Below are 26,517 nucleotides of genomic sequence, written 5' to 3'. Positions count from 1 at the left end.
GTTTATTTGACTAATTGGATGCCTATCCACTCAGCTATCAATGCAGGCGTATCAACACCTTCAATTTCAACAGAAACATTGGTTTTAACTCGATATTGTCCCGGCTTAGTTTCGTCTATGCTTTCAATGGTTGCATGGGCTCGAATCATACTGCCAACTTTAACCGGCTGGAGAAAACGGATTTTGTCAAAACCCGAATTGATCCCCATATAGGCGCCTTCTATGGTGATGCTAAATTGCTCGGCAAAGTGAGAGAGTAAAGACAAGGTTAAAAAACCGTGTGCAATCGTGCTGCCAAAAGGGGTGTTTTTCGCTTTTTCAGGGTCAATGTGAATAAATTGATGGTCAAGTGTGCAATCGGCAAATTGATCAATTTGCGCTTGAGTAACATGGTGCCAATCAGTCGGAATGGCTTTGTATCCAACATAACTGGCGATTTCTGCCACTGGAACGGGCTGTTTAGCTGCGCTACTAGCTGGTTCATTTTCTACTACGGCTTTCGCTTCATTTGACGTTGCTATATCTGCTGTTGTCATCTGAATTCCTTATCTTGTCTCTATTTGAGTAACAGTGTTAACTTGTTCAGTTGAAACTCGTTAAAACCAGTTAGCCTGCATTTGGTGGCAAGTATCATCAAGCTCATTCAGCAAGCTCGCCCACTGTTGAATTTGCGTTAACTCATAACGGTAAAAATACTGCGCCGCTTGTAATTTGCCCTGATAGAAGTGCTGCTCACTTTCATGATTAGCATTGGGCAGGGTGGTTGCGGCAATTTTCGCTTGCTTTAACCACAACCAAGCAACAACAACATGACCAAACATGGATAGATAATGCACAGAATTAGCAAGCACTTGATCAATACTTTCAGCACCTTCAGTCCGGCTATTGCCCATCGCTGTGAGTAGTTTGTCTGTGGTGTGGTTTAACGTTGCAACAGCACTGCGTAGTCGCTGGCAATAATCATTTAGCGCTTCATGTGATGTTGCGTCTTTAATGGTGTCGTTAATTTCAGCCATTAATGCTTGATAGCCTTGCATACTGCCCATCGGCACTTTACGCGCCAACAAATCCAATGATTGGATGCCCGTAGTACCTTCATGAATTGGATTTAGGCGATTATCACGATAGAACATTTCAATGGGGTGTTCGTTCACATAACCCGCGCCGCCGAGGACTTGAATGGCAAAATCATTGGCTTTAGTGCCATATTCTGATGGCCAGGTTTTGATTACTGGCGTTAGTAAATCAAGTAGAGTGTGGGCATAAGCACGTTGCTCTTTAGTTTGTGCAGTTTTTTCATCATCTGAAAGTTGGCTACCTAGCATAACTAACGCGAGTGCACCTTCGGCGTAGGCTTTTTGCGCGAGTAGCATGCGTTTAACATCGGCATGTTCAATTATATTAACGGGCGGAGATAAAGGATCTTTGCACGATGGCAGTCTACCTTGTGGTCTGTTTTTAGCGTATTCAAGCGAGTATTGATAACCGCCCATGGCAAGTGCCGCACCACTGGTGCCAACCATAATCCGTGCTTCGTTCATCATATGGAACATATAAGCAAGGCCGTGATTTTCCTCACCGACCAAATAGCCAATTGCGCCACCTTTTTCCCCAAAGCTCAGCGCGGTAGAGGTTTGTGCACGACCGCCCATTTTATGGAATAAACCGGCAAGGGCTACATCGTTTCTATCGCCTAGGCTGCCATCATTGTTAACTAAATACTTAGGCACAACAAATAGGGAAATTCCCTTAACACCTTTAGGTGCGCCTTTTACTCTTGCCAACACTAAATGAACAATGTTTTCGCTTAAGTTGTGATCGCCACCTGAGATATAAATTTTGTTGCCGGTAATGCGATAGCTACCATCATCAGCTTTTACTGCACTTGTGGTTAAATCGGCAAGCCCAGAGCCAGCGTCGGGTTCAGTCATCGCCATTGTGCCAGCAAAACGGCCATCTCGTAATGGCTTAACCCATTTTTCTATTAACTCGTCACTGCCATGCGCTTGCAATAAATTGGCATTTGCCGTGGTGAGCATGCTGTAGCCAAGCGCTGTACCACCGGCGATAGTGAGATAAACGCCAGCAAGATTGGCGACAATTGGTGGTAGTTGCATGCCATTGAATTCATAATCTGCTGTTGCAGAAGGTAAACCTGATTCATTTAGGGCGTCGAGTGCAGGTTTTAACTCCGGAATGATATGCACTTTTTCGCCATCGAAGGTTGGTTGCTGGTTATCTAGGGTATGACGCAGCGGTAAAAAGTGCTTTTCTGCCACATTTTTTGCGGTTTGAATCACTTCTTTAAAGGTGGTGCGATCATGATCTTGATACCGGCTTCGCGTGAACAAAGCATCGGTATCAAATAGCTCGTAAAGTAAAAATTCAATTTCACGCTCATTTAGCATTTTGGTATTCATTATCTTTCTCTTTGTCTTCGCCGTTATCTCTATTTTTATATCAAGATACTTGGCCTAAGATGATTGAGTTGGCTGTGGCCATAAGAGTTAAACTTTTAATTGCAACGCCTAATTTCAGCGCCCAATTACAGCGCAGTTACGCCGCCATCAATGGCAATGCTTTGTCCTGTCATGTAGGTATTTGCTGGTGACAGCATTAACAGCATAGTCGCGACCACTTCTTGTGGCTCTGCAAGACGTTTCATTGGCGCACCTTTAGCCATTTTTTTACGATCTTCATCGTCTGACATATCAGTGACCATATTGGTTAACGTAAAGAAAGGGCAGGCGGCATTAACGCGAATGTTATAACGACCATATTCAGCAGCCGCTGTTTTAGTTAACCCAATAACGGCGTGTTTGGCCGCCGCATAAGAAGATACACCAGGCGCACCGCCTAGACCTGCAAGTGAGCTAACATTTAAAATAACGCCACCACCTTGACTGAGCATTAGTGGAATTTGATGCTTCATACCAAATTGTACGCCTTTTACGTTGACTGCAAATTGCTTGTCCATCGTCGCTTCGTCAGTTTGATGTAGCGGGCTAAGGGCTGGTGCGATGCCGGCATTATTAACGGCAATATCTAAGCTGCCAAATTTCTCGGCAGCTAATTGCGCTAAGTTCTGGCAATAGCTATCTTGCGAGACATCACCTGCAAGTGCCGCTACCGAGTAGCCTTTGTCACTCATTGATTGCTCAACGGCTTTTAACTCTGCTTCTTTGATATCGCCAATCACTAAGTTAGCGCCACGACTGGCTAGCGCTTCTGAAAGTAATTGACCAAGCCCTTGAGAAGCACCAGTAACTAAGACAGTTTTTCCGGTGAAATCTAACATTGCATCCATTTTGTGCTCCTTGTGCTGTTCCTGTTGTATTTTTGTTTGATTTTTTATTGTGACTTTCGTTTTTTCTGAGCTTTATGTTTATTGTGCTTTTATTTCTTGCTATTCACGGGTTACGCCAAGCGCCATTTGTGCCAGCGGTTTAACATAAGCTCCGAGCTTCATGGCATTTTTGTTTGAGGCATTACCCAAGGTTGCACGCTTTGCTACGCCTTGCACTATGGCAGCAAGACGAAAGAAGCTGAACGCTAAATAAAATGGCCAATGTTCGATATTGGAAATATTCATGCGTCGGCAATAGCGCTCTACATATTCTTGCTCGCTTGGAATACCTAAACTCGCGCGATTAACATTCGCGAGGCCGTCAACACTGCCCATGCCGCCCGGTAATCTGAGCTGCATGCATTGATAGGCGAGATCAGCAAAAGGGTGGCCTAAGGTAGATAATTCCCAATCAAGCACGGCAAGAATGTTGGACGAATTAGGCGCGAACATCATGTTGTCGAGGCGGTAGTCACCATGAACGAGCGCAACGCGGCCATCGTCAGCAGGTAAATGCTGAGCTAGCCAATCGTAGAGCATATCCATTTCTTCAATACGCTCTAATTCTGTTGCACGGTATTGCTCTATCCAACGTGATAGTTGGCGTTCAAAATAATTACCCGGCTTGCCGTAGTCGCCCAGGCCAATGTCATTCACATTAACACTATGGATTGCTGCCAATATTTTGTTCATTGCATCATAAATACCGGCGCGCTGTTCGTTGCTAGTAACCTGTTTAAGTGATGCATCCCAATAAATATCACCTCCAACAAACTCCATTAAATAGAACATTTCGCCCAGCACGCTAGTATCGGTGCATAAATGATAAGGCTTGGCGACGGGGACATCCGTACCATATAACGCACTAATTACTCTAAATTCACGATCGACGGCATGTGCTGATTTTAATAACTTGCCCGGTGGCTGCTTGCGCAATACATAAGATTTTTCTGATGTAGTGACTTTAAATGTTGGGTTTGATTGACCACCGTCGAATTTTTCTAGCGTAATTGGGCCGCTAAAATCACTTAACTGACTCGCTAAGTATTCTGACAACACGTGCTCGTTTAATTGATCAACTTCCTTCATGTGTTTTCCTGATCGTTGACAAAAATTCAGTTGAAATTACGTTATAACGCATGCTTTGCAGCAAGGTTTCGACCTAACTGCATCATATGCACTTGGTCTGGACCATCTGCGAGTCTAAGCGTGCGTTGACCTGCGTACATATGGGCTAGGAAAGTATCTTGCGAAACACCTTGCGCGCCGTGAATTTGGATGGCACGGTCGAGTACATCAAGTGCCATGTTTGGCGCAACAATTTTGATCATCGCGATTAAATCTTGTGCAGCTTTGTTGCCCGCTAGATCCATTTTTTGTGCGGCTTTTAAGGTTAATAAACGAGCTTGTTCAACTTGGCAAGCAGACGTTGCAATATCTTCTCGAATCGATTGCAATTTACTCATCGGTTGACCAAAAACCGTGCGTTCATTAACGCGTTTGCACATCATATCTAACGCACGCTGTGCTGCGCCGACTGAGCGCATACAGTGATGAATTCGACCTGGCCCTAAACGGCCTTGAGCGATTTCAAAACCTCGGCCTTCACCGGCAATGATGTTGTCTGCTGGCACACGTACCTTATCGAAAATCACTTCCGCGTGGCCTTCGGGCGCATCGTTGTAACCAAATACTTTCATTGGCCTAACCACAGTAACGCCAGGCGTGTTCATTGGCACTAATATTTGCGACTGTTGAACATAACGGTTGTCATTGGTTGGGTCTGTTTTGCCCATAACAATCATGATTTGGCATTGTTGACGGCAAGCACCACTGATATAGAACTTTTTACCAGTAATGACATAATCATCGCCATCACGCTCGATAAGGGTTTCAATATTGGTGGCATCGGAAGAGGCGACATCTGGCTCAGTCATGGCAAACGCTGAGCGAATTTCACCGGCAAGTAAAGGCACTAGCCAACGTTTTTTCTGCGCTTCACTACCGTATTTGGCGAGCAATTCCATATTGCCGGTATCTGGCGCAGCGCAGTTAAATACTTCCGGTGCCCATGCAACTTTCCCCATTTCTTCTGCCAATGGTGCGTATTCGAGATTAGTTAACCCCGCGCTGTATTCACCGTAATTAAGTGGTAAAAATAAATTCCATAAGCCTTGTGCTTTGGCTTTGGCTTTAAGTTCTTCCATTAGCGGCGGTGTAGACCACTGATGCTCTGCGATTTGCTTATTCATCGAATCTTCGTTCGGGTAAACAAACTCATCCATAAACGCACGAAGTTGATTGAGTAAGCCTTCTACTTTTTCTGAGTATTCAAAATTCATTGTCTTTTCCTTTTAACTAAGCAGAGCTTTGCGTTTGTTGCTACTCGGTTTAGCTTTTATTCATTGAGTCTTGCGGAGAATGCCGTTAGCCAATTAGCTCCTAACCGATTAAGTAACCGCCATCAACATTGATAGCAGCGCCTGTGGTGTAGCTGGCAGCATCTGATACTAAGTACAACACGGTGCCAGCCATTTCGTCAGGCTCAGCGACGCGGCGCATCGGCACATGTGCCATCGCTTGCTCTAAAATTTTCGGATTTTTCACTAGGGTTGCTGCGAACTTGGTGTCGGTAGCGCCAGGAAGCAGGGCATTAACGCGAATATTGAAAGCAGCACATTCTTTAGCAAAGGCCTTTGTCATCGAAATAACCGCTGCTTTAGTAATTGAATAGATACCTTGGAAATCACCTGGAACTATACCATTAATTGACGCGACGTTTACAATTGCGCCACCGCCATTTTCTTTCATTAATTGAGCACCTTTGGTTGACATAAAGAAGTAACCACGGATATTGACGTCAACCGTTTTTTGATAAGCACCGAGATCTGTTTCTAAAATATGGCCGAAGTAAGGGTTGGCTGCTGCGTTGTTAATAAGAATGTCTAACTTGCCGTGCTGCGCGGTTATCGAACTAAACAATTGTTCAATTTGCTCCATATCACCGATATGGCAGGGGATAGCTTGAGCACTGCCACCTTCGCTAGTGATTTTTTCGACAACGGCTTCACAACCGTCTATTTTTCGACTTGATACGATGACATGAGCCCCATAAGCGGCAAGCGTTTTGGCAATGCTTTCACCAATGCCGCGACTAGCGCCAGTCACAAGAGCGACTTTTCCTGATAGGTCAAATAAGTTGTTGTTCATTTTACATCCCTTAATTTTGCTTAATTGGGTTTTTATAATTTGGTTGTATGAGTTTAGTTATCTGCTCATTTGTCCAGTGATTAGCGATGGGTTGACCAACTTGCACCCACCTGTTCAAGGTGTTGATAATTATTAAAGTAATCTAATGAAACTCGTTCTCCAGAGAATACGATTTTGGTCACGCTAGTGTTTCTGATTTGTCTCATTAGCGTTAAACAATGTTGATCAGATAGTGCTAATAATTGTTGAACTATTGCCGCAATAATACCACCAGAGGTAAAGGCTAAAATTGTTTGCTGCTCAACTGTCCGAGCCTCAATCAACAGTTGTAGAGCAGTGTTTGCTCTTTGTTTGAATACGCCCCAAGATTCTTGATAGTTGCCGGTACTGTCGGCTAGTGCCCATTTGGTAAAAGCATCATCGAACACTTGTTTTAAATTGTTCTTGGCATCAGGTAGCGACGAAAAATAATCGACAAGATCTTGATAGCTTCGCCATTGTTTTTCGCTTTGCATCAATATATCAATATGGTCGAACTCATTAAGCGCTGCTAATTGGTGAGTGGTAACTTCTTGGTGCGCGGTGTTTCTGTATGCCTTATTAAATGCTTCATAGGTCTGATGGTGACGGCACAATTCTCCAGTAAAGACTAAATCCGGAGCTGCCATGGTTTGCCATGCCTTACCTAACATTAAACCTTGCTGATGACCCTTGGGCGATAAACGATCATACTCAGGCTCACCAAATGAAGCTTGTCCGTGTCGAATTAAATAAAGTGAAGCCATGTATTTCTTATGTATGTATTTAGTCGCTATAAAATCATCTTAAAAAGCCTACATAAATAAAACAAATGAATATTAGTAATCTTGCTATATTCGTGTTAAGAATAAATAAAGCGTTAGTCATTACTAAGCAAAAGTTATATCAACGTTAGTCATTGCAAAGTGATATGAGGATCTACGATGAAAATGGATTTAAACTTGTTTGTGGTATTTGAAGCCATCTACTGTGAAGGGAATATCAGTAAAGCGGCTTCAGCCTTAAACCTTTCGCAACCAGCGGTTAGTCATTCGTTGGCAAAATTGAGAGCACAATTTGATGATAAGCTCTTTATTCGACAAGGTAACCAAATGAAGCCAACAGCACTTGCTAAAAATGTTATTGGCGATGTCAGAGAAGCACTTCATCAACTGCAAAGCAGTGTGTATCAAGCTCAGAAATTTGAACCATCAACGTCTCGAAAATATTGCACAGTATCATTACATGGCTCGCTAGAAGCTTCATATTTACCGCTATTTGCTGAGCAACTGCTAACAGAGTCGCCAAATATGAACTTTACCAGTAAAAGAGTGAGGCGAAGTGAACTCGAAAACAAGTTAGCGAGTGGTGATATTGATATTGCCATTGATATTTTGTTGCCTGTTAGTAGCAATGTCGTGCACCAGCAATTAACCAAAGATAAGTTAGTAGTAGTGGCTAGGCAAAACCATCCAATTTTTACTGGCAAGTTGGACTTGCAAAGGTACTTAAGCCAAACGCATGTCGTTGCTTCTACACGTACTTCTGGCCCAAGCTTGGAAGACTACGAATTGGGGCGACTTGGCATACAGCGAAAAGTCGCATTAAGGTGCCAACATTTATTGTCGGCGTGTCGAGTTATCGCAAACAATGACATGTTGCTAACCATACCCGAGAAATCGGCCAAAATGTACCGTGAACTTTTACCCATTAGTATCGCGCCACTGCCAATAGAACTGCCACCGTTAGATGTACATATCTATTGGCATAGCAATGTTGACCAAGACCCTGCAAATACATGGTTGCGCAATAAAGTAATCGCTGCGCAGCAACCTAATAGTTAAACATTATGTTCTGATTCACATTAAAAACATCGAAGCTGAGTAAGATATCCCGATGAGATTAGCAATAAGAGCCCTTTTAGCAACTAGCTTGTATATAACAGTGCTTTCAAGCAACGCAGATCAATTTACGCAAGGCGTAGAAAACTTAGTTCAAAGACAAGAATCCATAACTATCTATTTAGATGTGCTAGTTAATAAAAACGGCGATGTAATAGAAGCTAAACTAGCCTCAGGGCAAAAAGAGCAGGGGATATTTACACAGTTTGCTCTGAAAAAAGTGAGGGAACTTAAATTTTCAAACAAATCAAAAGATGGAAAAGCCGCCCCTTATTGGTTACGTAACTATCCATATCAAGCGGGTAACATAAGGACTCTTAATGTAAAAAATATGAAAGAACAAAGACAATAAAAAACCAGAGATTAAGCCGGTTTTTTATATTAGGTAAATTAATCTTTAGTTTTTCTGTCTGATACGAGATAAACCAAAAAGTGATAAAGCTAACAACATAACGGTATTGGGTTCAGGTATTGCTAGGCTCTGCTGAGTGCGACCTATCCAGTCTACAAATGAGCTCACGCGAGTTGAGCCTGAAAAGTCTCCATATGTATCATCGGTAGCACCATCGATAGAGGCACCAAAAGAATGAACACCTGCAACAAACCACCGACCGTTCTCTTCTAAAAAGTAACCGCCACCGCTATCACCACCACCGATAATGTACTCCAAATCAAGTGCTGTGCCTGAGACTCGTCCAAATGCAGCAATTGGATTCTCTAGATATGCCTGATCTTGCATTAATAACGGACTTAGTGTCGGGTCAATGCCAAGGGGGGCGTCAAAATCATTCCACAGGATGCGATCATGGCCTTCTCCCGCGAGATTAAACTCATCAATTTCATTTAAACCGGCTCTCTTAGTACCAGGTGGAAGTACAGACCCCGTTAAGCCATCTCCTGAAGCTCCAAAACCAACGTGAGTACCGATTTGGCCTAGCTCAGAATTACCTGTATATAAATTTGCAGCGGTAACATTGTCAACTATCGAATCTAATTTAAGTAGTGCGATGTCCCAACCAGCAAACAACGAGCCAAGAGGATCCCAATTTTGATGAACTCTCCAGCGTTCGCCGTTGTAGCGATTACCACCAACATCAAATGTTACATCTGATGTCTGCGAATCGTCTAAACAGTGTGCAGCGGTCAACACAAACTGGTCAGAAATTAATGTACCAGAGCAGATAAAACGCCCCTGACTATTGTTAAACAAAAGGCGACCTACAGGATCAAACTGTGCATTCTGTGCTAAATCAAGGTAGGCTTGCTCATTTACATCATGGCGTATTACCCCTGCCATCGATTGACTAGTGATAAAGGCTGCGGTGAGTCCTATTATTATTTTTTTCAAGCTTTAATCTCCTGCATAACTTGTATTTGTGACACTAATCAGTACCAAACTTTGAACCAGTGTTAATAAATTGTTAAGCAAATGTTAGGCCTGGTAAATAATAAGTCATAAAAACAAAGAGTTAACCTTTAAAAATTTGTTGTAACAAGAACTATAGTTTATTAACTGTAAAATTATTCGACACTTTAAGCCAGTAAACGGACATAAACTCACTGAATTATCGCCACTTTTTGGTCACTAAGTATCTGGTTATAAACGATATGATACTAGGAGAGGTTGATACCTGAAGTAAAAGTTAGTTTTAAGTGATGAAGTAGGGACAATAGTGGCTATTTGATTTTATATAGCTTGATTTAGAATTGGTCGGGATAGCAGGACTTGAACCTGCGACCTCACGTCCCCCAGACGCACGCGCTACCAGACTGCGCTATATCCCGATTATTTGGTATGTATTTCTTGATAAGATTCGTAAGAAACAGGCTGTATATTAACGATAATATGGACTTTTGCAATCACAAAAGTCCATATTTTTTCTTATCTCTGTTCAAGCGATGATTTATTGAACGTTTTGAATCTGTTGATGATTTTCACTAAAGCGTTTGATGAAATGGACGCCATCAATCATTAGTGGAAAATCTGATGGAACTGAAATTGGCGCAGCTAATTGGCGCGAATAACTTTGGAAGTTGCCATTTTGATCAATTAAGACTGACTTATCTTTGTTAAACACGACCATGCCATTTTCAGTGGTATTGGCAATCACTCTATCACCTTTTAGCTTAAAGACATTTTTACCACCGGTCAGCTGCTCAGAATGTTCTTGGCAGCCTAACCAGTTCGTTAGTAACGTTGGCGCAATATCCATTTGACTCGTTAAGCGTGAGATTTGCTGCTTACGCTTTTCAGGCCATAAAATTAACGCTGGCTTTATCGATAACATCTCTTGCTCAGAAGCATTACCGAGTGAACTGATAATAATGTTGTCTTGCTGGGCTTTTTGCTTTTGAGCAAGTAGCAGGGCATCAATGAACAACTCAAGTTGGTAAGTATCTTCTTGATCAAAGTAGATAAAGTGTAGGCCTTGCGAAAATTCTGCTAGCTCTTCTGGAAAAATAAGAGAAGCAATATTATCTCGCTCATTAACACTATTAAAATGCTCAGCAAACCAAGGCATCATCGGGGATGGCTGCTCAGTGATTAGCGTTAAACTGGTTGTTAATTTGTGCTGTTTTATCGCTTGTAACATCACAGATTCGGCCATTTCCTGCTTGATTGATGGCTGATAAATGGTTGGTAAACCATAAACTAAGTTAAACCATGCATTATCAAAGGTTGCGTTATCGATATGGTGAGAAAGCTTGATACTCGTTGCAATAGAGCGTTGGCTAAACTGACTAATTTGCTGTTCAGACAAGGTTGCTTTACTAAGTATAACAAAAGTTGATTGCTGGTTATCAATCGCCTGACATTGGCCAATGGTCGGATATTTTGGCATAGGTTGATTAAAGGCTAACGGGCTAGTTTTACGCGCTATATAGTCGCCTTCATTAAACATTCCGTATTTGGTTAGCAATGTTTTAGCTGTGGTTGGATAGGAAAGCGGTAAAGTGGTATCTTGCTTTAACACGTCATATTCAAGGTTAGCGTCAGCCCAAATGTGCATCATATGGCTGGTAAAAAACGCGACGATTAAACCAAATACAACAAATTTAGCAAATACTGTACGTTGTAATTTACTTAAGTGCTTCCAAGCATAATTACTGACAGTTAATTGAAATGTCAATATGACTAAGGTCAAAACTAGGCTAATAAACCAAAAAGTGCGTCTATCATCCTGTATTTCTTGTCCTATTAAATCAATGATTTGCCCAATTGAAGACGCATTTATATGGTAGCCCAAGCGGTTATAAACAAAGGCGTCGAGTAGCAACAGCAGCAACATCGCAGTAAAAATAATCGACGCTGCTGCTCTGATAAACCGGGTTTTAGGAATAAGTAAGGTAAGGGGGAAGACTAGCAAGACAAAGGTCATAAAGGTTAAAAACGCCATATGACTGAGCCAAGTGCTGACCAAGTATACTTGGCCAGCCAAGGTTTGTGGCGCCGCTTCATTAACCAAATAAACCATGGCGAGCAAAATCGCCGCAATGATATTAAAAAAGGTAAACCAATGCCCCCAGCTAATTAAATGTAATAGCTTCTTGCTGTAGGTTTTCGATTCAAACGACACCATAACGTTTTGTAACTCTTGTTCTTCTTATTTAGTTGTAGTGTTAACCGATTGGCTTAGCGCTTTAGTGAAATTTTCAACTACGACTTGTCGTTGTTTTTCAGGCACTTGTTGCGTTAGTACTTCGGTTACTACATTACCTAAACACATTAGCGACAAATCTGCACCTGCTTTTTCTTCAATTAAGACATTTAACAGGTTGTCGATAATTTTTTCTACACGTTCGTTGGAATACTTAGATACAATAGGCATAATTTTTTACTTAAATACATTTTACTTAGCGACTTTACTTAACAGCATACTATCAGCTTACTAAAGCTTGTCAGCTTATAAAGCCGATGTTTTTAGGTTTAGTTAAATCACTAGATAAGATTGAAAGGTGATAAGCGCCATAGTTTATCAAAAGCCTTATCAATATCATACTGACCAGCAATTATGAGTTTAATAATTTCCAATATCGCGCTGCACTTTCTTTCAAAACAAGCTGAAACTGGCGAAGTGCAGATTCGCTACGGCGCCGAATCATTAGCAATTAGCAATAAAATTCAAAGCTTTATGGAATCACTCCATAATATTTATAACAAAAAAGGCAATAAAGGTTACGGCCATTTTTCGTCAATGCCAGCAGAAGGCGATGAGGCGCGTTTTGTTGATATCATGGAAAGTTACTTAAGCGATGTACAAGATTTCAACAGCTTTAGCCAACAAGCCACTAATTTATTGAAAAACGAACTGACTAAATATGACTTAGCGGAAACAGGCTATTTAGTGCTGAGCCATTACGAGCACATGGGTGGACGTTATTTAATTGCTGCCATTATTCCTATTTCAGAACATTATTCAGTTGATAGCGAATTAAACATTTCTGCCGATCAGCACTTAGATACCGACAAACTGCAACTAGCAGCGCGAATTGATTTGTTTGACTATCAGCAAAATCCAGCAGGCGATCGCTATGTGACCTTTATTCGCGGTCGTGCTGGTCGTAAAGTATCTGACTTTTTTTTAGACTTTTTAGGCTGTGAAGAAGGTTTAAACGCCAAAGCGCAAACCCAAGCACTTGTTGAAGCGGTTGAAGATTATGTTGCCGTTAATCAACTAGACGCAGATGAAAAGCAACAAACACGCAAAGAGCTGGTTAGCTACTGTAAAGAGCAAAAAGAATCGTCACAAGACGTACAAATTAAAGAAATTGATAAAATCGTTTCTAACGGTGACGGCGGCGATAGCTTTTACGAGTTCTGTAAAACCCAAGACTACCAAATTGAAGAGTCGTTCCCGCACGATCAAGCGGTAGTCAACAAGGTGACTAAATATTCAGGCTTTGGTAATGGTATCAGCGTCAGCTTCGAGCGTAGTCACTTTGGTCAAGATGTCGTGTATAATCAAGCGAATGACAGCTTAACAATTTATAAAGTCCCACCAAATTTAAAAGATCAATTATTGAAGTTACTTAATGATCAAAACGATCAATAGAGTTGGCCGTAACCGCGCACAAATTGTATTTTCAATAATTATCGATAAACGAAAGGATAACCAATGACAAGTTTAACTATTACTCGACCAGATGATTGGCATGTACACTTGCGCGATGGCGAAGTACTGCCTAACACAGTTACCGATATTAGCCGCTACTTTGGTCGAGCGATTGTCATGCCTAACTTAGTGCCGCCAGTCACCAATGCTGCGCTTGCACAAGAATATTATGGTCGCATTATGGCAGCCGAGCCGCGTGAAGGCTTTAAGCCATTAATGGTACTTTATCTAACGGACAACACCACACCGCAAGATATTATCGATGCGAAAAATAGCGGTTTAGTGTTTGCGTGTAAGCTTTACCCTGCAGGTGCAACTACCAATTCAGCCTCTGGTGTGACAGATGTTGCTAACATCAAAGACGTATTGGCCGAGATGGAACGTCAAGGCATATTGCTACTAGTACATGGTGAAGTAACCACGCATGATGTTGATATTTTTGATCGCGAAGCTGAGTTTATTGACACCATCTTAACACCGCTTGTTGCAGAACACCCTAAACTAAAAATTGTGCTAGAACATATCACCACCAAGCAAGCGGTTGAATTTGTTAAAGCCGCAGGTGATAACGTTGGTGCCACCATTACTGCGCACCACTTACTTTATAACCGCAACCATATGCTTGTTGGTGGTATTCGTCCACATTTTTTCTGTTTGCCGATTTTAAAACGCAACATTCACCAAGAAGCTTTAGTTGAAGCTGCCACCAGTGGTAATAAAAAGTTTTTCTTAGGAACAGATTCTGCGCCACATGCCAAGCATGCGAAAGAAAGTGCCTGTGGCTGTGCTGGTTCTTACACAGCACATGCTGCAATTGAACTTTATGCCGAAGTGTTTGAGCAAGAGAACGCATTAGACCAACTAGAAGCATTCGCGAGTTTAAATGGTCCAACTTTCTATGGTTTGCCAGTTAACAGCGATACCATTACGCTTGAAAAAGCGACATGGGAAGTGCCAGAGACAATGGCCTTTGGCTCAGGTGTTGTCGTGCCGATTAAAGCGGGTGAGCAAATGACTTGGCAGGTAAAAGGCTAAGCGCTGGTCGTTTAACCTGAGGAATAAACTGAATGCAATTATTTGTTAACGATTTAACGGTTATTGATTTTTCATACCTGTGTGAGCAACGTGGCATTGTTGGTGAAAGCTGGATTGTCGATGTGCTACTCGATGGCGATTTAAACGAAATGAGCATGGTACTTGATTTTGGTGTCGTGAAAAAACAAATCAAAGCCATCATCGATGATGCGGTTGACCATAAATTACTGTTGCCAACCGGCTCTAAAATGTTACGCGTTACTGATTCTGATGTTCGTGAAGGCCATGAATTTGTTGACTTTACCTCAAATCGAGCCAGTTATTTCTTACAATCGCCAATTTGTGCGTTTGCTAAGCTTGAGTGCCAAGCCATTACCATCGAAGCGGTCACTGAACACTTGATTGAGGTAATCCAAAAGCAGTTACCGGATAATGTCAAAGGCCTTTCCATCAACTTACGACCGGAAGTCATTCCAAGTGAATTTTATCACTATACCCATGGTCTTAAAAAGCATGATGGTAACTGTCAACGCATCGCACATGGTCACCGCTCAAAAATTAATTTGTTCAAAAATGAGCAAGCCGATACTGAATTAGAAGCATACTGGTGTGAGCGTTGGCGCGACATTTACTTGGCTTCAATTGAAGATAAAGTAATTAAAGAAGAAATTGAATTATCTGCTTTTGCACATGACAATTTACAACCCGATCACCAATACTTTGCCTATATGGCGCCGCAAGGTCGTTTTGATATTGCAGTGCAAGAGCATGTATTAGAAGTGGTTGATTGTGATTCTACGGTTGAGCTATTGGCCGACTATATTGGTCGCCAACTAAAAGCAGAACATCCAAATGACACTATTAAAGTGGTTGCTTATGAAGGTGTTGGTAAAGGAGCTATCGCCAGTGTTTAAATCGTTCACTTTTTCAGTGCCTGTTTCAAAATCGTTGCCTTTGTTACTTGTAACGAGCTTGGTTAGCTTATCGGCTCAAGCAAAATTAACGCTTTCAGGCGAAGTGATCCAAGGTGGTTTAATTGTTGGCCAAGCGACACCGGGAGCTGTGGTGAAGCTAAACGACAAAGTGCTTAAAGTGGGTAAACAAGGTGAATTCGCTTTTGGCTTCGGTCGTGATGATAAATCACGTTATCAATTAGTGGTAACCAACCCTGACGGCACTACTGAGCAGAAAACGCTAACCCCAGAAACGCGTGAGTACAAAATTCAGCGGGTTAACGGTATCAAAAAAAGCATTATGAAACCTAACCCGAAAGCAGTTGCACGTGCCAAGAAAGACAGTGCGCAGGTTAGAACGGCGAGGGCAACAGATAGTGATTTAACCTACTTTGCTGATGGTTTTGTTGCGCCAATTAAGGGCATAGTGACGGGGGTTTACGGTAGCCAACGGTTTTATAATGGCGAACCAAGAACACCACATTACGGCTTAGATTATGCTGGTGACAAAGGTGATCCTGTTAAAGCTCCTGCTGACGGTGTTGTTACCTTAACTGTAGCCGATATGTTTTACTCCGGTGGCACTATGATTATCGACCATGGCCACGGTGTATCATCAACTTTTCTACACTTAAGCGATAGCTATGTAAAAGTCGGTGATAAAGTGAAACAAGGTGATGTAGTTGCCGCAGTTGGTTCAACAGGAAGATCAACCGGCCCACATTTAGACTGGCGAATTAACTGGTTTAATGTTCGCCTTGACCCCGCGTTAGCACTGAAGATTCAAACGAATAACTAAGCGAATAATTAAAAGCTCAGCGCAAGATTAAAAAATCTTTTATCAAAACCTTGTTTAAAGCAGTTACCTTTTAATAGTAACTGCTTTATTTTTAACCAAGCGCATATAGATAAACAGTAGGGGGCTTACTTGTCTTTGAAGGGATTTTAAAGGAATTAAGTTATTAATTAACCTTACGTTTTTTACCACTTGCTGCACGTTGTTTATTTTCGGTTTGAACATAAACGGTATCGGTTGTCGCCATACTGGCGTGGCCTAAGTCTTCAGAAACATCTTTAAGTTCGCGGCCTCGTTCAATTTCCATACTCGCTCCGGTATGCCTTAACCAGTGAGTTGTGGCTTCTTTTAATCGCAGTGCTTTATTTTCACCTTCATATTGGCGCATTTTATCGTAAGCTTGATCAAAAACAGCTTGTACAATGCGACGTAAATGGCGAGCTGTCATACCACCTTGACCACGAATTTTCTCAACAAGTACTGTATTTTCATTACTTGAAGGTAAGCCATAAAGTCCACGTGATAATCGATATCGCTCAAGAAATGGTAAGAAATCAACAGGCACAGTTACATCTCTAAGCTTTCTGCCTTTACCAAAAACTTTTAGCCACCAGTTGTCGTCATCATCCAACCAAAAATGTCCCATAATGGGTGACCAAGTAGCACGTTCTGACAACTCCGAAATACGCAAAAACAAGGTTTTCAAAGCCGCAATCACAAACAAGTTACGTTCATAAACGGCATCTTCATCAGCCATTTCAACAGCAACATCAAGTACGTATTGCCATTGCGTGCTGCTTAAGCGATTAACTTCTTTCACTTGTACATCAGTAATAAAGTGGCGACAGTCTTTCTTTGCAATTTGTGCAGGATTACCTAAACAAAATTCTTCACTCATTAGGTAGTTGTAGAAAACAATAATACCCGTGAACATGGATGTGAGTGTTTGTTGTGACGGTCGGTATTTCTTTTTTAGTTGATTAACATCTAGTGGCTGGGCATTGGCTGTCAGTTTACTTAATTGGCTTTTTGAAAGTTGAACTTTAAATGGTGCCCAATGTTCATTCGCTGAAGAATAACCGGCAGCCACTTTAAAGCGTTCTTGGTTAGATGTGCCAATCCAATTAATTGGCGGCTGCCAACAAAAGTCTGCATATTCAAGAATGTCAGCTTTGCGTAATTGATCAATCGGTGTTTGTTTTTCGAGAAACGACCAAAGTAAGAAACGTTCAACTTCATTTCTAAATCTGTCGTAAGTATGTGGAGATTTATTTCGGCCAACATATTCAAGATAAGCTTTTCCCCAGTTGAATTGTTCAAGCCACCAAGCCGGTTGCTCATCAAAGAAAGCATTAAGTTCTGGATAGTCTTCAAAATCAAACTCGATTAGATCAAAGTATGTTGGATATAAAGGTACAGGTTTAGTTTTAGATATAGCCATGATTAAGGTTAATAAAAACAAATAACTAGTATGATTATCATAATGAAACTAGTTTAAACTCCTTAAATCGCCATGTCCAATACTAAAGAGTATTGGACATAACAGAGGTGGATGCATATAAGTAAATTAACTTTAGCTAGACTCCGTTATTACAACACAATAAACCAGTATGTTAGTTAACACCAAATTAAAAACGGCTCGAAGTGAGCCGTTTTATGTTTCAATAGTTTTATATCTTTGGTGACGATTTAACGCTTAAGCTTACGTCTAAAACCAAATGCAGACAGTATTGCTAATAGCCCAGCGCCTAAACCAGCACCCTGACGCTCTACTCTGTCTTCAGACACTTCTGTACAATCTTCAATTTCGCCATTGATAGGTCTTAGCGTAACCGCGCGTACAACATCTTCAACTAATTGGTTACCTTCGGCATCTAACATTAATTCGCCTTTGGCATCTCGACGTGGCACTTTTACCACAGCTGTGGCAGAAATTTCATTATTGTCATTGATATCACGTGCTTCAATAATGGTGTAATCAGAGTTACAGGTTAAGAAGTCATTAATATCTGTAAAGGTTTCGTTGTTAAGATCATACAAGAAAGCATGTGTACGGCGTTGGCTAGTACTATTTTGCGTTTCAAATTCACCTTCACCAACAATTAAGCCTGCATTATTGATAGCAAATGCAGTACTTGATGAACCTGTGAAAAAGTCATCTGGAAATACCATGGTCATATCACCAGCCGGTGCGTTAGTATCAATATGATAAAACTTTTCACGTACTGAGCCATTGACTGAACGAGTGACATAACCAACAGCGATACCATTGTCGTTAATATCGTACGCACGCCCTTCACCTACCTCACCATGATCTTCAACAAGGCTGGTTACTTCATCATTTTTATAAACAACCGGGTAAAGGCGACGAGGCTCGTTTTGACTTGGTGATGTTTCAGTTTCATCAATCCAACCATGGCTAAAACCTACTGCAACACCATTGGCATTGATTGCTTGTGCATAGCTACGAAAAACACGATCATCATCTTCATTAGGCGTCACTAACAAACCAAGATCTTTTTCACTAACCACATTACCACTGTCATCTAATTCCCACTGATAAGCGGTCAAGAAGTACAAGTCGCTTGATAAGTTTTGCACACAAACCTCAAACGGAATGTCATCAATAATATTTGGATCAGCACAGCCACCTGTATCATCTTCTATATCATCAACTCGATCTTGATTTAATTGATTACTCACGTAACCAACAGCAGTTGTACCGTTCATATCCAAGATAGCTGACTGACCGTTATAAAAACGAGTTTCTGGCGCTAAAACTGGTTTAATGGTTTGACCATAATCTGTCGAAATGTATGCACGAGTTTCAAAGTCTCTTACCCAATGTGTGACTTCGTCACCGTCGCTTTCGGTGAAATCGATTGGCAGAAAAGGTGCAGATGCATTACCGTAAACCCAACCGTTTTCGGTAATGCCATTAATAAAATCAACCGTTGATCGCGTTAACGTATTGGTGTTGGCAAAGGTTGTATCAAAGACAACAAATTCTTCTGTTTGGCCACCACGATTGATCATGGCAACAGTGTCACCAATTTTTTGAAAACGGCTGCTGCCCTGGCTTTCTAGGAAGCGTGTTACCCACACTAAGTCATTTGCTGTTGGGTTGCCTGCGCGCAGTGCTGCTTCGTCTTCAATATCTTCTAGGTTATTAACTAGCTCATGAGTACGATCAGCATTGTTAACAATTACGTCGTAGTCATCTTCATCAAGGTATTGAAATTGAACAGGAATATTATATAAGTCGGTACCTTGTACGGCAGATTCTCCAAGGTTATTAACTTGCTGACCGTAAGAAAATTTAAGTGAGTTAACTTCACCTAGATCAACGACTTCATAGGTTGCAGCGTTTACCGCAGCTGCCGATAATGCGCTGGCTACACTAAGGGCAACCAGAGATTTCACAATACTTTTCATCTAACTACTTATCTCACTTATTATTTTTCATCTAACTCTTGCCACCTGTCGTAAGCAGCTTCGAGCTTTGACTCACTTTCTTGCAGCTGGTTCAATATTTTCTGAGTTGTTGCTGTGTCTTGGCTAAAAAAGTCAGGTTGGTTAACCTGATCTTGTAACTCACCAATTAATAACTCCAGATTATCTATTTCCTCCGGCAAAGCTTCAAGCTCTCTTGCCTCTTTATAAGATAATTTTTTCTTAGCAGCAGGTTTATCTTGCTTTTGTTTGGGTTTTTCAGCGGTTTGCGTAGGTTTTAATTGTTCTTCATGCGCTTTTCGTTGTGTCGCCTTGTAGGCTAGGTATTGATCAACATCGTCGTAACCGCCGACAATTTGTTCAATATGGCCACTGCCATCAAAATACAAACAGGTATTAACACAGTTATTCACGAAGTCACGGTCATGGCTCACCAACACAACAGTTCCGTTGTAGTTGGCAACAACTTCTTCTAAAAGTTCTAAGGTTTCAATATCCAAATCATTGGTTGGCTCATCGAGAATCAACAAATTGCTTGGACGTAAAAATAATCTGGCAAGTAATAAACGATTTTTTTCACCACCAGATAATGCTCTTACTGGCGTGCGAGCGCGTTTGGGACTGAATAAAAAGTCTTGCAGGTAACCCAGTACATGACGACCGCGGCCATTTAACGTGACCTCCTGCTTACCATCAGCAACCGTGTCTTGCACGGTTTTATTTGGGTCTAGCTGTTCGCGGTGCTGATCAAAATAAGCTATATCTAAGTTAACACCAACACGTACCTTGCCTGATGTAGGTTTGAGTTGTTCCATCAACAGCTTAATTAGCGTTGATTTACCTGTGCCGTTAGCACCAATCAGTGCTAAGCGATCACCTCGGCTAACAAGCAGGTTTAAATGATTAATCACGCGTTTATCGCCAAAGGCAATTGAAGTATCTTGTGCTTCAAAGACAAGCTTGCCTGAACGATCGCCGCTGGATATTTCGATATCCCCTTGCGATTTCAAGTCTCGGCGTTGTTTACGCTCTACACGCAAGCGTTCAAGTGCACGCACTCGCCCTTCATTGCGAGTACGGCGCGCTTTAATACCCTGACGGATCCAAGCCTCTTCTTCCGCAAGTTTTTTATCAAACAACGCATTTTGCTGCGCTTCTACTTGCAAGTCATGCTGCTTTTGTTCGATATACTTATCGTAATCACCTGGATAGCTCGTTAACTGCCCGCGATCTAAATCAACAATGCGGGTAGATAAACGGCGGATAAATGCACGGTCATGGCTAATAAACACAATAGTACCAGCAAAGTTTTTCAAAAATTGCTCTAACCATAAGACACTGTCAATATCCAAGTGGTTTGTTGGTTCATCAAGCAGCAGCACATCAGGGTTCGTTACCAAAGCCTTGGCTAAGGCAAGTTTTCTAAGCCAACCACCAGAGAGTTGATCAACCGTTTTATCTGCATCAAGTGCTAATGTACTTAACACTTGTTCAATGCGCTGTTCGTCTTGCCACGCATTCGCCTGTTCTAACTGCTGTTGAACATTCGCCAAAGCATCTAAGTTTTTCTCATTCGGCTGTTCGGCAACCAGTGTAACTAAATGATGATATTGCTTAATTAGCTCTGCATTGGCATGCAAGCCTTCAGAAACATAATCGAAAACAGTTTTATCACAGGTTTGCGGCGGATCTTGCTCTAACATAGCAATGCGAATATCGTTCGAAAAAGTCAACTGACCATCATCGAGTTGTTGACGACCGCTGACGATTTTTAATAGCGAAGATTTGCCAGCACCATTGCGGCCAACCAAACACACACGCTCACCTTGATTTATTCTTAGCTCAGCATCATCGAGAATTTTTGCATCGCCAAAAGCAAGTTCAGCATTGGTTATACGAATTAATTCCATGGGGTTATTACTACTCTTTTTCGCTATTTTTAGTTATTTGTTAGTGATTTCTGTTTATCGATTAATTACTTGTGCTTAGTTTTCTAGCGCTAAGCCGTCAGCAACAAATTGATTCAGTTGTTCAAGGTCAAATGGCCATAATAGCTCTTTACCATCAATGTCGCGTTGCATTACTGGTATATGCTGACCGTAAGCTTCAACTAAATCTTCTTCGTCGACAATATCTACGATTGTTAACATCACTGGCATGGTTAATTGCTGACACAGTGCAAGTGCATCTTCGCACAAATGGCAGCCTTGGCTGCCATATAAAATAAATCCGTGTTCAATCTTCATTATATGTTGTTTACTGATTGTTGTTTGTTGTTTATAGATTCTGCGCTTATCCAGTTTATTTGCGGGTGATCAACCAGCTATTATGAATATGCTTATTTCGAGCAAAATCTTTATCGCGAGTTTTGTCCGTTAAATTTCGTGCTTGTAAGCCAAGCGCGGCAAGTGCTTCTACATCGATTTTGAAGTTGCGCTTATTATTGGTGAACATGATTTCGCCGTCGTCTGTTAACGAACCAAGTGCGTCTGTTATCATCGCAATATGGTCGCGTTGCACATCAAACGCATCTTCCATGCGTTTTGAGTTTGAAAACGTTGGCGGGTCGATAAAAATACGTTGGTACTTATCAGTATTTTCTTTTAGCCAGTTTAAACAGTCTGCTTGAATAAACTCATATTTGTGGCTCACTAACTGGTTCAAGGCAAAGTTCTCTTGTGCCCAGTTTAAGTAAGTGTTTGACATATCTACCGTGGTAACTTTTTCTGCGCCATGCAAAGCCGCTTGTACAGACACTGACCCAGTGTAGGCAAACAAATTTAGTAAGCTTTTGTCTTTTGCCCATTTTGCAACGATTTGTCTTGTTTTTCGATGATCTAGGAACAGGCCAGTATCTAAGTAATCCCATAGATTCACTTTCAGTTTGGCACCGTGCTCGTTCACTACTAAAGCTTGGTTCTTTTTATTCAGTTTGTTGTACTGATTGCTGCCCTTTTGCTTTTGACGCGTTTTTAGAACCACTTTACTGGTTTCTATTTCCGTAACTTTTGGCGCCCAAAATAAAACTTCCTGTAGTCGTTTCGCGACTTTTTCTGGTGCGATTTTGGCTGGTGCGGCGTATTCTTGGATGACTAAATAGTCTTGATAGACATCAACTGCGACATTGTATTCAGGAATGTCAGCATCGTAACAACGGAAACACTCAATATTCTCTGCCTTTACCCAACCTTTTAACGCCTTTAGATTTTTCTTTAACCGGTTGGCAAAATCAGATGGCTGTTGACTGAGATCAACACTGCCGTGCAGGCTATCTTTCGCTAACTGCTTTTCATCTAAATCGTAAATCGCTAGCAAACAATCTAACGGACCATTTTTAAATTTATAGCGCTTACTCGTTGCCAGTTTTAATAAAGACAACAATTCGGTATTAGCCGTTAATATCGATACTCGCCAATTGGCATATTGCTGTTTTAGTTTACCACCAAACTCGCCAAATAGTTCGACTAGCTCTGGTAATTCACCAATACGCTCGCCATATGGCGGGTTAAACAACATTACACCGGGTTTTGAAAATACATTGTTGATCTTACCGGCATCTTTGCAGCTAAATTCAATTAAGTCAGAAATACCAGCTTTACGGGCATTTTGTTTAGCGGTATTAACAACTCGGCTGTCAATATCACTGCCATAAACCTTGCCAGTAAAGTTTGAGAAATTTTCGCTTGATGCTTGGTTGGCATTATCAAATGCTTGTTGCCATAAAGCGTCATCATGACCAAACCAGTGTTCAAAGCCCCAATATTCGCGCTCTAAGCCTGGCGCTTGTTTGGTCGCAAGGCCAACAGCTTCGATTAGCACTGTGCCTGAACCACACATAGGGTCAACTAATGGGCGGCTAGTATCTTCTAACCAACCTGAGCGGATCACCATTGCGGCAGCTAGGTTTTCTTTTAATGGCGCAGCGCCACTGTCTTTACGGTAGCCACGCTGGAACAAACCGCGCCCTGAGAAGTCTAGGTAAAAGCTTACTTGCCCTTTTAATAGTCGTGCTTGAATTCGAATATCAGGATCTTGTTTACTCACCGATGGGCGATCTAAATTGTTTTCTCTAAAGTAATCGACGATGGCATCTTTTACCGTTAAACCGCCAAACTGACTGTTGCGTATTTCTCGGCTTTTACCGACAAAATCAATAGCAAAAGAATGCTCAGGTGAAAAACAATCATCCCACTCAACCGCTTTCGCGGCTTGGTACAAGTCATCTTTGTTTTGTGCATCGCCTTCACTTAATTTCAGCAACACGCGACTTGCTAAACGTGTCCATAAAACGATGTGATAAGCTTGCTCAAGCTCAGCGGTAAAATATACACCTTCAGGCTTTTGCACCACGTTGCTTCCACCTAATTGTTGGATTTCATCCACCAATAAAATTTCAATACCCGGAGAAGTTAACGCTAAAAATTGATACATAAGGAAAGCCTAGAGATAAAAGTGGCGGCAATTATAAACAAACTAGGCTAGACGGGATAGTCACTTAGGCAAATACCTGATGATCTAATAACACCAATAAATGATTACTAGTTACCGACTTTAGTGTGAATACAAAGAGCTCCAACACAGTACGTTCAAATTGTACTCAGATCGCACCCGTAACGTTCATTAATCACACTAACAACAGCTTTTTTGATAAAACTAGTTGCAAATTAAGTTAACTCTACTTAACATACGCCTCACTTCCAAGAACAAGCAACTAACACATGTTGCAAGTTCGCAGGTCGTCGGTAACCGACCAGCATAAACAGTTACTATACTTGGCGCGGGATGGAGCAGCCTGGTAGCTCGTCGGGCTCATAACCCGAAGGTCGTCGGTTCAAATCCGGCTCCCGCAACCAATTTCTTTTAACGTTATAAAAAATATACTTAATGTTAAAAGCCACCTTAAAGACGACAAGTCGTCGATTCGCTCTTGATAAAATAAGGGCTCCCGCAAGCAAATTCTTTGACGTTAGAAATCAAATAAGTGTTAAAAATTATCTGAAAGACAACAAGTCGCCGGTTCGCTCTAGATTAAATAATGGCTCTTGTAACCAATTTCTTTTGAGGTTAGAAATCAAATAATTGTTAAAGTTTTATAAATAAGCGACAAAACTGTCAGCTTTATCTTGAAAAAACACCAGTTTCCAAAACCATTTCAAAAATGCTTTGTATTGCGAGACAGCAATAAATCTCTAATTAATATAATGTTTCTACAATTATAGTATTAAGCTATTTATCGCTTAGCTGAACGCTACTTTATCCGGTTTTAGCTACTACCATGCTGAATTGCTAAGTAAATACCAAGCATCTTTTCAACAAAGTAGTATGCGACTATCAAAAATAGCCGCATCACACTTATTGAGAAAGAGAGTTGAAATAAATGGTCTTAAACAGAAGCTTTTTACTTTCGAGCGATCAAGTGAACTGTACTGGTTGAACGCTCTAAAAAGGCGCCCTCGCAGTAACCTAAATAGAACAACCACAGACGTTTAAACTTCTCATCATAGCCAAAGGTTTGTAACTCAGGCCATGAGGCGAGAAAGCGTTCACGCCAATCAGCTAAGGTCTTAGCGTAATCAATGCCGATGTCGTGTAACCCATCAATAACTAACGAAGTTTGTGAACGAATTTTACTTGCCATAAGCTCTATCGACGGTAAGAAACCACCGGGGAAGATATAACGCTGAATAAAGTCTACATTATTCAAATAATGATCAAATCGCTGATCCGCAATCGTAATCGCTTGAATTAGCATTTTACCACCAGGCTTTAATCGCTGATTGATTTGTTCAAAAAAACTGTCCATGTAGCGATAACCGACCGCTTCAATCATCTCAATAGAGACAAGTTTGTCGAACTCGCCTGTTAGTAATCGATAGTCTTTCTTTAACAAGGTTATTTGTTCACCCAAGCCCAGCGAATCTACGCGATTTTTAGCATACTCAAATTGGGCATCAGATATCGTCGTGGTTGTTACTTTACAGCCGTAATGAGTCGCAGCATATATCGCTAAACCACCCCACCCTGTGCCTATTTCTAACAAATGGTCATCTGCGGTTAATTCAAGGCGTTCACAGATTAGTTTCAGCTTATTGAGCTGTGCCTGCTCTAGCGACGATTCACCACTTGGATAAATTGCCGATGAGTACATCATTTCTTTATCGAGAAAGCGAGTGTATAGCTCATTCCCCAGATCATAGTGCGCGAGTATGTTTTTCTTAGAGCCGCTATGCGAATTGCGATTGTTAAAATGAAACCATTGATTTTTTAGTTTAGTAAGCCAACTAACGTACTTTTCAAATCGATCGGTAACGTGTTGTGCGCGGGCAAATACGCGAATAAGATCAGTTAAATTTGTGGTATCCCAGTGCCCCGCAATATAAGCTTCGGCAGCGCCAATACTGCCGTTTTTCACTAACGCGCTGTAGGTACTTGGATCTTTCACTTCGATTGTTGCTGACAATGGCGAATGTTCGCTTAGCTCACCGAATTGGAATTGTTGATCGCCTTCAATAATGACCAATTGACTATCAGGCAATTGATTAAATATTTTAAATATTATTTGTCGACAACGTTGATTAATCCAATCCTGAAATTTGGAATGCGAAAAACTTGTTGTTTTTTCTAATTGTGAGGCAACGTTTTCCACCATATTCTCCTGATATATCTATCGTTGTGATGTTTTTAGTTAACG

22 protein-coding genes and 2 tRNA genes are annotated in these 26,517 nt (G+C 41.3%); 7 read left to right on the top strand and 17 right to left on the bottom strand.

The window, feature by feature from the left end; all coding sequences use genetic code 11:
- Positions 1-2: 2 nt before the first annotated feature.
- The 7 genes from DXX94_RS01800 to DXX94_RS01770 form a co-directional block, all read right to left on the bottom strand.
- Entirely contained in the window at positions 3-536 is a 534-nt protein-coding gene (locus DXX94_RS01800; RefSeq protein WP_116013486.1) for a MaoC family dehydratase, read from the bottom strand.
- 60 nt (positions 537-596) lie between these two features.
- Positions 597-2,420 carry an acyl-CoA dehydrogenase gene (locus tag DXX94_RS01795; protein WP_116013485.1) on the bottom strand — a complete coding sequence of 608 codons (1,824 nt, stop codon included), beginning with the start codon at positions 2,418-2,420 and terminating at the stop codon, positions 597-599.
- A gap of 125 nt (positions 2,421-2,545) precedes the next feature.
- Positions 2,546-3,307 carry an SDR family NAD(P)-dependent oxidoreductase gene (locus tag DXX94_RS01790; protein ID WP_116013483.1) on the bottom strand — a complete coding sequence of 254 codons (762 nt, stop codon included), beginning with the start codon at positions 3,305-3,307 and terminating at the stop codon, positions 2,546-2,548.
- A gap of 99 nt (positions 3,308-3,406) precedes the next feature.
- Positions 3,407-4,435: a phosphotransferase family protein gene (locus DXX94_RS01785; protein WP_116013481.1), complete on the bottom strand. Its 1,029-nt coding sequence runs from the start codon at positions 4,433-4,435 to the stop codon at positions 3,407-3,409.
- 41 nt (positions 4,436-4,476) lie between these two features.
- Positions 4,477-5,688, bottom strand: coding sequence for an acyl-CoA dehydrogenase family protein (locus DXX94_RS01780; RefSeq protein ID WP_116013480.1), 1,212 nt, complete (start codon positions 5,686-5,688; stop codon positions 4,477-4,479).
- A 100-nt stretch (positions 5,689-5,788) separates the two neighbouring features.
- Entirely contained in the window at positions 5,789-6,556 is a 768-nt protein-coding gene (locus tag DXX94_RS01775) for an SDR family oxidoreductase (RefSeq protein WP_116013478.1), read from the bottom strand.
- A gap of 80 nt (positions 6,557-6,636) precedes the next feature.
- The gene (locus tag DXX94_RS01770) at positions 6,637-7,341 is read right to left on the bottom strand and encodes a histidine phosphatase family protein (RefSeq protein ID WP_116013476.1); all 705 of its coding nucleotides are present in this window, start codon (positions 7,339-7,341) and stop codon (positions 6,637-6,639) included.
- 177 nt (positions 7,342-7,518) lie between these two features.
- Here DXX94_RS01770 and DXX94_RS01765 point away from each other — a divergent pair, with 177 nt between their 5' ends.
- Together DXX94_RS01765 and DXX94_RS01760 are read left to right on the top strand one after the other, a co-directional pair.
- Complete coding sequence (locus DXX94_RS01765) at positions 7,519-8,418, top strand: LysR family transcriptional regulator (protein ID WP_116013474.1); 900 nt, start codon at positions 7,519-7,521, stop codon at positions 8,416-8,418.
- Positions 8,419-8,470: 52 nt separating this feature from the next.
- Positions 8,471-8,827, top strand: coding sequence for a hypothetical protein (locus tag DXX94_RS01760; protein WP_116013473.1), 357 nt, complete (start codon positions 8,471-8,473; stop codon positions 8,825-8,827).
- Between the two features lie 45 nt (positions 8,828-8,872).
- Here DXX94_RS01760 and DXX94_RS01755 read toward each other — a convergent pair whose 3' ends face one another.
- The 4 genes from DXX94_RS01755 to DXX94_RS01740 all read right to left on the bottom strand — a co-directional run bounded on the left by DXX94_RS01755 (position 8,873) and on the right by DXX94_RS01740 (position 12,305).
- A complete protein-coding gene (locus tag DXX94_RS01755; protein ID WP_147302228.1) occupies positions 8,873-9,823 on the bottom strand; it encodes a trypsin-like serine protease in 951 nt (316 codons plus the stop codon).
- Positions 9,824-10,183: 360 nt separating this feature from the next.
- Positions 10,184-10,260, bottom strand: a tRNA-Pro gene (locus DXX94_RS01750).
- Positions 10,261-10,379: 119 nt separating this feature from the next.
- Positions 10,380-12,056, bottom strand: a complete 1,677-nt coding sequence (locus DXX94_RS01745; protein ID WP_116013470.1) for a DUF3413 domain-containing protein — start codon at positions 12,054-12,056, stop codon at positions 10,380-10,382.
- 24 nt (positions 12,057-12,080) lie between these two features.
- Positions 12,081-12,305 carry a DUF1414 domain-containing protein gene (locus DXX94_RS01740; protein ID WP_116013468.1) on the bottom strand — a complete coding sequence of 75 codons (225 nt, stop codon included), beginning with the start codon at positions 12,303-12,305 and terminating at the stop codon, positions 12,081-12,083.
- A gap of 183 nt (positions 12,306-12,488) precedes the next feature.
- On the opposite strand from DXX94_RS01740, the gene yejK reads away from it, so the two are divergent.
- The 4 genes from yejK (at position 12,489) to DXX94_RS01720 (ending at position 16,376) form a co-directional block, all read left to right on the top strand.
- On the top strand, positions 12,489-13,529 hold the full coding sequence (yejK, locus tag DXX94_RS01735) for a nucleoid-associated protein YejK (protein WP_116013467.1): 1,041 nt from the start codon (positions 12,489-12,491) through the stop codon (positions 13,527-13,529).
- 63 nt (positions 13,530-13,592) lie between these two features.
- Positions 13,593-14,624 (top strand): dihydroorotase, encoded by a 1,032-nt coding sequence (gene pyrC, locus DXX94_RS01730; protein ID WP_116013465.1) that lies wholly within the window; start codon positions 13,593-13,595, stop codon positions 14,622-14,624.
- A gap of 32 nt (positions 14,625-14,656) precedes the next feature.
- Positions 14,657-15,538, top strand: coding sequence for a 6-carboxytetrahydropterin synthase (locus DXX94_RS01725; RefSeq protein WP_116013463.1), 882 nt, complete (start codon positions 14,657-14,659; stop codon positions 15,536-15,538).
- Positions 15,531-16,376, top strand: coding sequence for a M23 family metallopeptidase (locus DXX94_RS01720; protein WP_258872069.1), 846 nt, complete (start codon positions 15,531-15,533; stop codon positions 16,374-16,376). The genes DXX94_RS01725 and DXX94_RS01720 overlap by 8 nt, the downstream gene beginning before the upstream one ends.
- Before the next feature lie 163 nt (positions 16,377-16,539).
- On the opposite strand, the gene DXX94_RS01715 is transcribed toward DXX94_RS01720, so the two are convergent.
- The 5 genes from DXX94_RS01715 to rlmKL all read right to left on the bottom strand — a co-directional run bounded on the left by DXX94_RS01715 (position 16,540) and on the right by rlmKL (position 24,257).
- Positions 16,540-17,814 carry a tyrosine-type recombinase/integrase gene (locus tag DXX94_RS01715; RefSeq protein ID WP_181901459.1) on the bottom strand — a complete coding sequence of 425 codons (1,275 nt, stop codon included), beginning with the start codon at positions 17,812-17,814 and terminating at the stop codon, positions 16,540-16,542.
- Positions 17,815-18,062: 248 nt separating this feature from the next.
- Positions 18,063-19,808, bottom strand: a complete 1,746-nt coding sequence (locus tag DXX94_RS01710; RefSeq protein ID WP_116013460.1) for a DUF3466 family protein — start codon at positions 19,806-19,808, stop codon at positions 18,063-18,065.
- A gap of 20 nt (positions 19,809-19,828) precedes the next feature.
- Entirely contained in the window at positions 19,829-21,736 is a 1,908-nt protein-coding gene (gene uup, locus DXX94_RS01705; protein WP_116013458.1) for an ATP-binding cassette ATPase Uup, read from the bottom strand.
- 75 nt (positions 21,737-21,811) lie between these two features.
- Positions 21,812-22,072 carry a glutaredoxin family protein gene (locus DXX94_RS01700; RefSeq protein ID WP_116013457.1) on the bottom strand — a complete coding sequence of 87 codons (261 nt, stop codon included), beginning with the start codon at positions 22,070-22,072 and terminating at the stop codon, positions 21,812-21,814.
- A 55-nt stretch (positions 22,073-22,127) separates the two neighbouring features.
- The gene (rlmKL, locus tag DXX94_RS01695; RefSeq protein ID WP_116013455.1) at positions 22,128-24,257 is read right to left on the bottom strand and encodes a bifunctional 23S rRNA (guanine(2069)-N(7))-methyltransferase RlmK/23S rRNA (guanine(2445)-N(2))-methyltransferase RlmL; all 2,130 of its coding nucleotides are present in this window, start codon (positions 24,255-24,257) and stop codon (positions 22,128-22,130) included.
- A gap of 345 nt (positions 24,258-24,602) precedes the next feature.
- Between rlmKL and DXX94_RS01690 the strand changes: the two genes are divergently transcribed.
- Positions 24,603-24,679: transfer RNA gene (locus tag DXX94_RS01690), tRNA-Met, on the top strand.
- A 545-nt stretch (positions 24,680-25,224) separates the two neighbouring features.
- On the opposite strand, the gene DXX94_RS01685 is transcribed toward DXX94_RS01690, so the two are convergent.
- Positions 25,225-26,472, bottom strand: coding sequence for a class I SAM-dependent methyltransferase (locus DXX94_RS01685; protein ID WP_374188824.1), 1,248 nt, complete (start codon positions 26,470-26,472; stop codon positions 25,225-25,227).
- Positions 26,473-26,517: the final 45 nt, after the last annotated feature.

Source organism: Thalassotalea euphylliae (assembly GCF_003390375.1).
Lineage (GTDB): Bacteria > Pseudomonadota > Gammaproteobacteria > Enterobacterales > Alteromonadaceae > Thalassotalea_F > Thalassotalea_F euphylliae_A.
The sequence above is the reverse complement of the archived record's forward strand: the minus strand, read 5'-3'. Positions and strand labels throughout refer to the sequence as shown.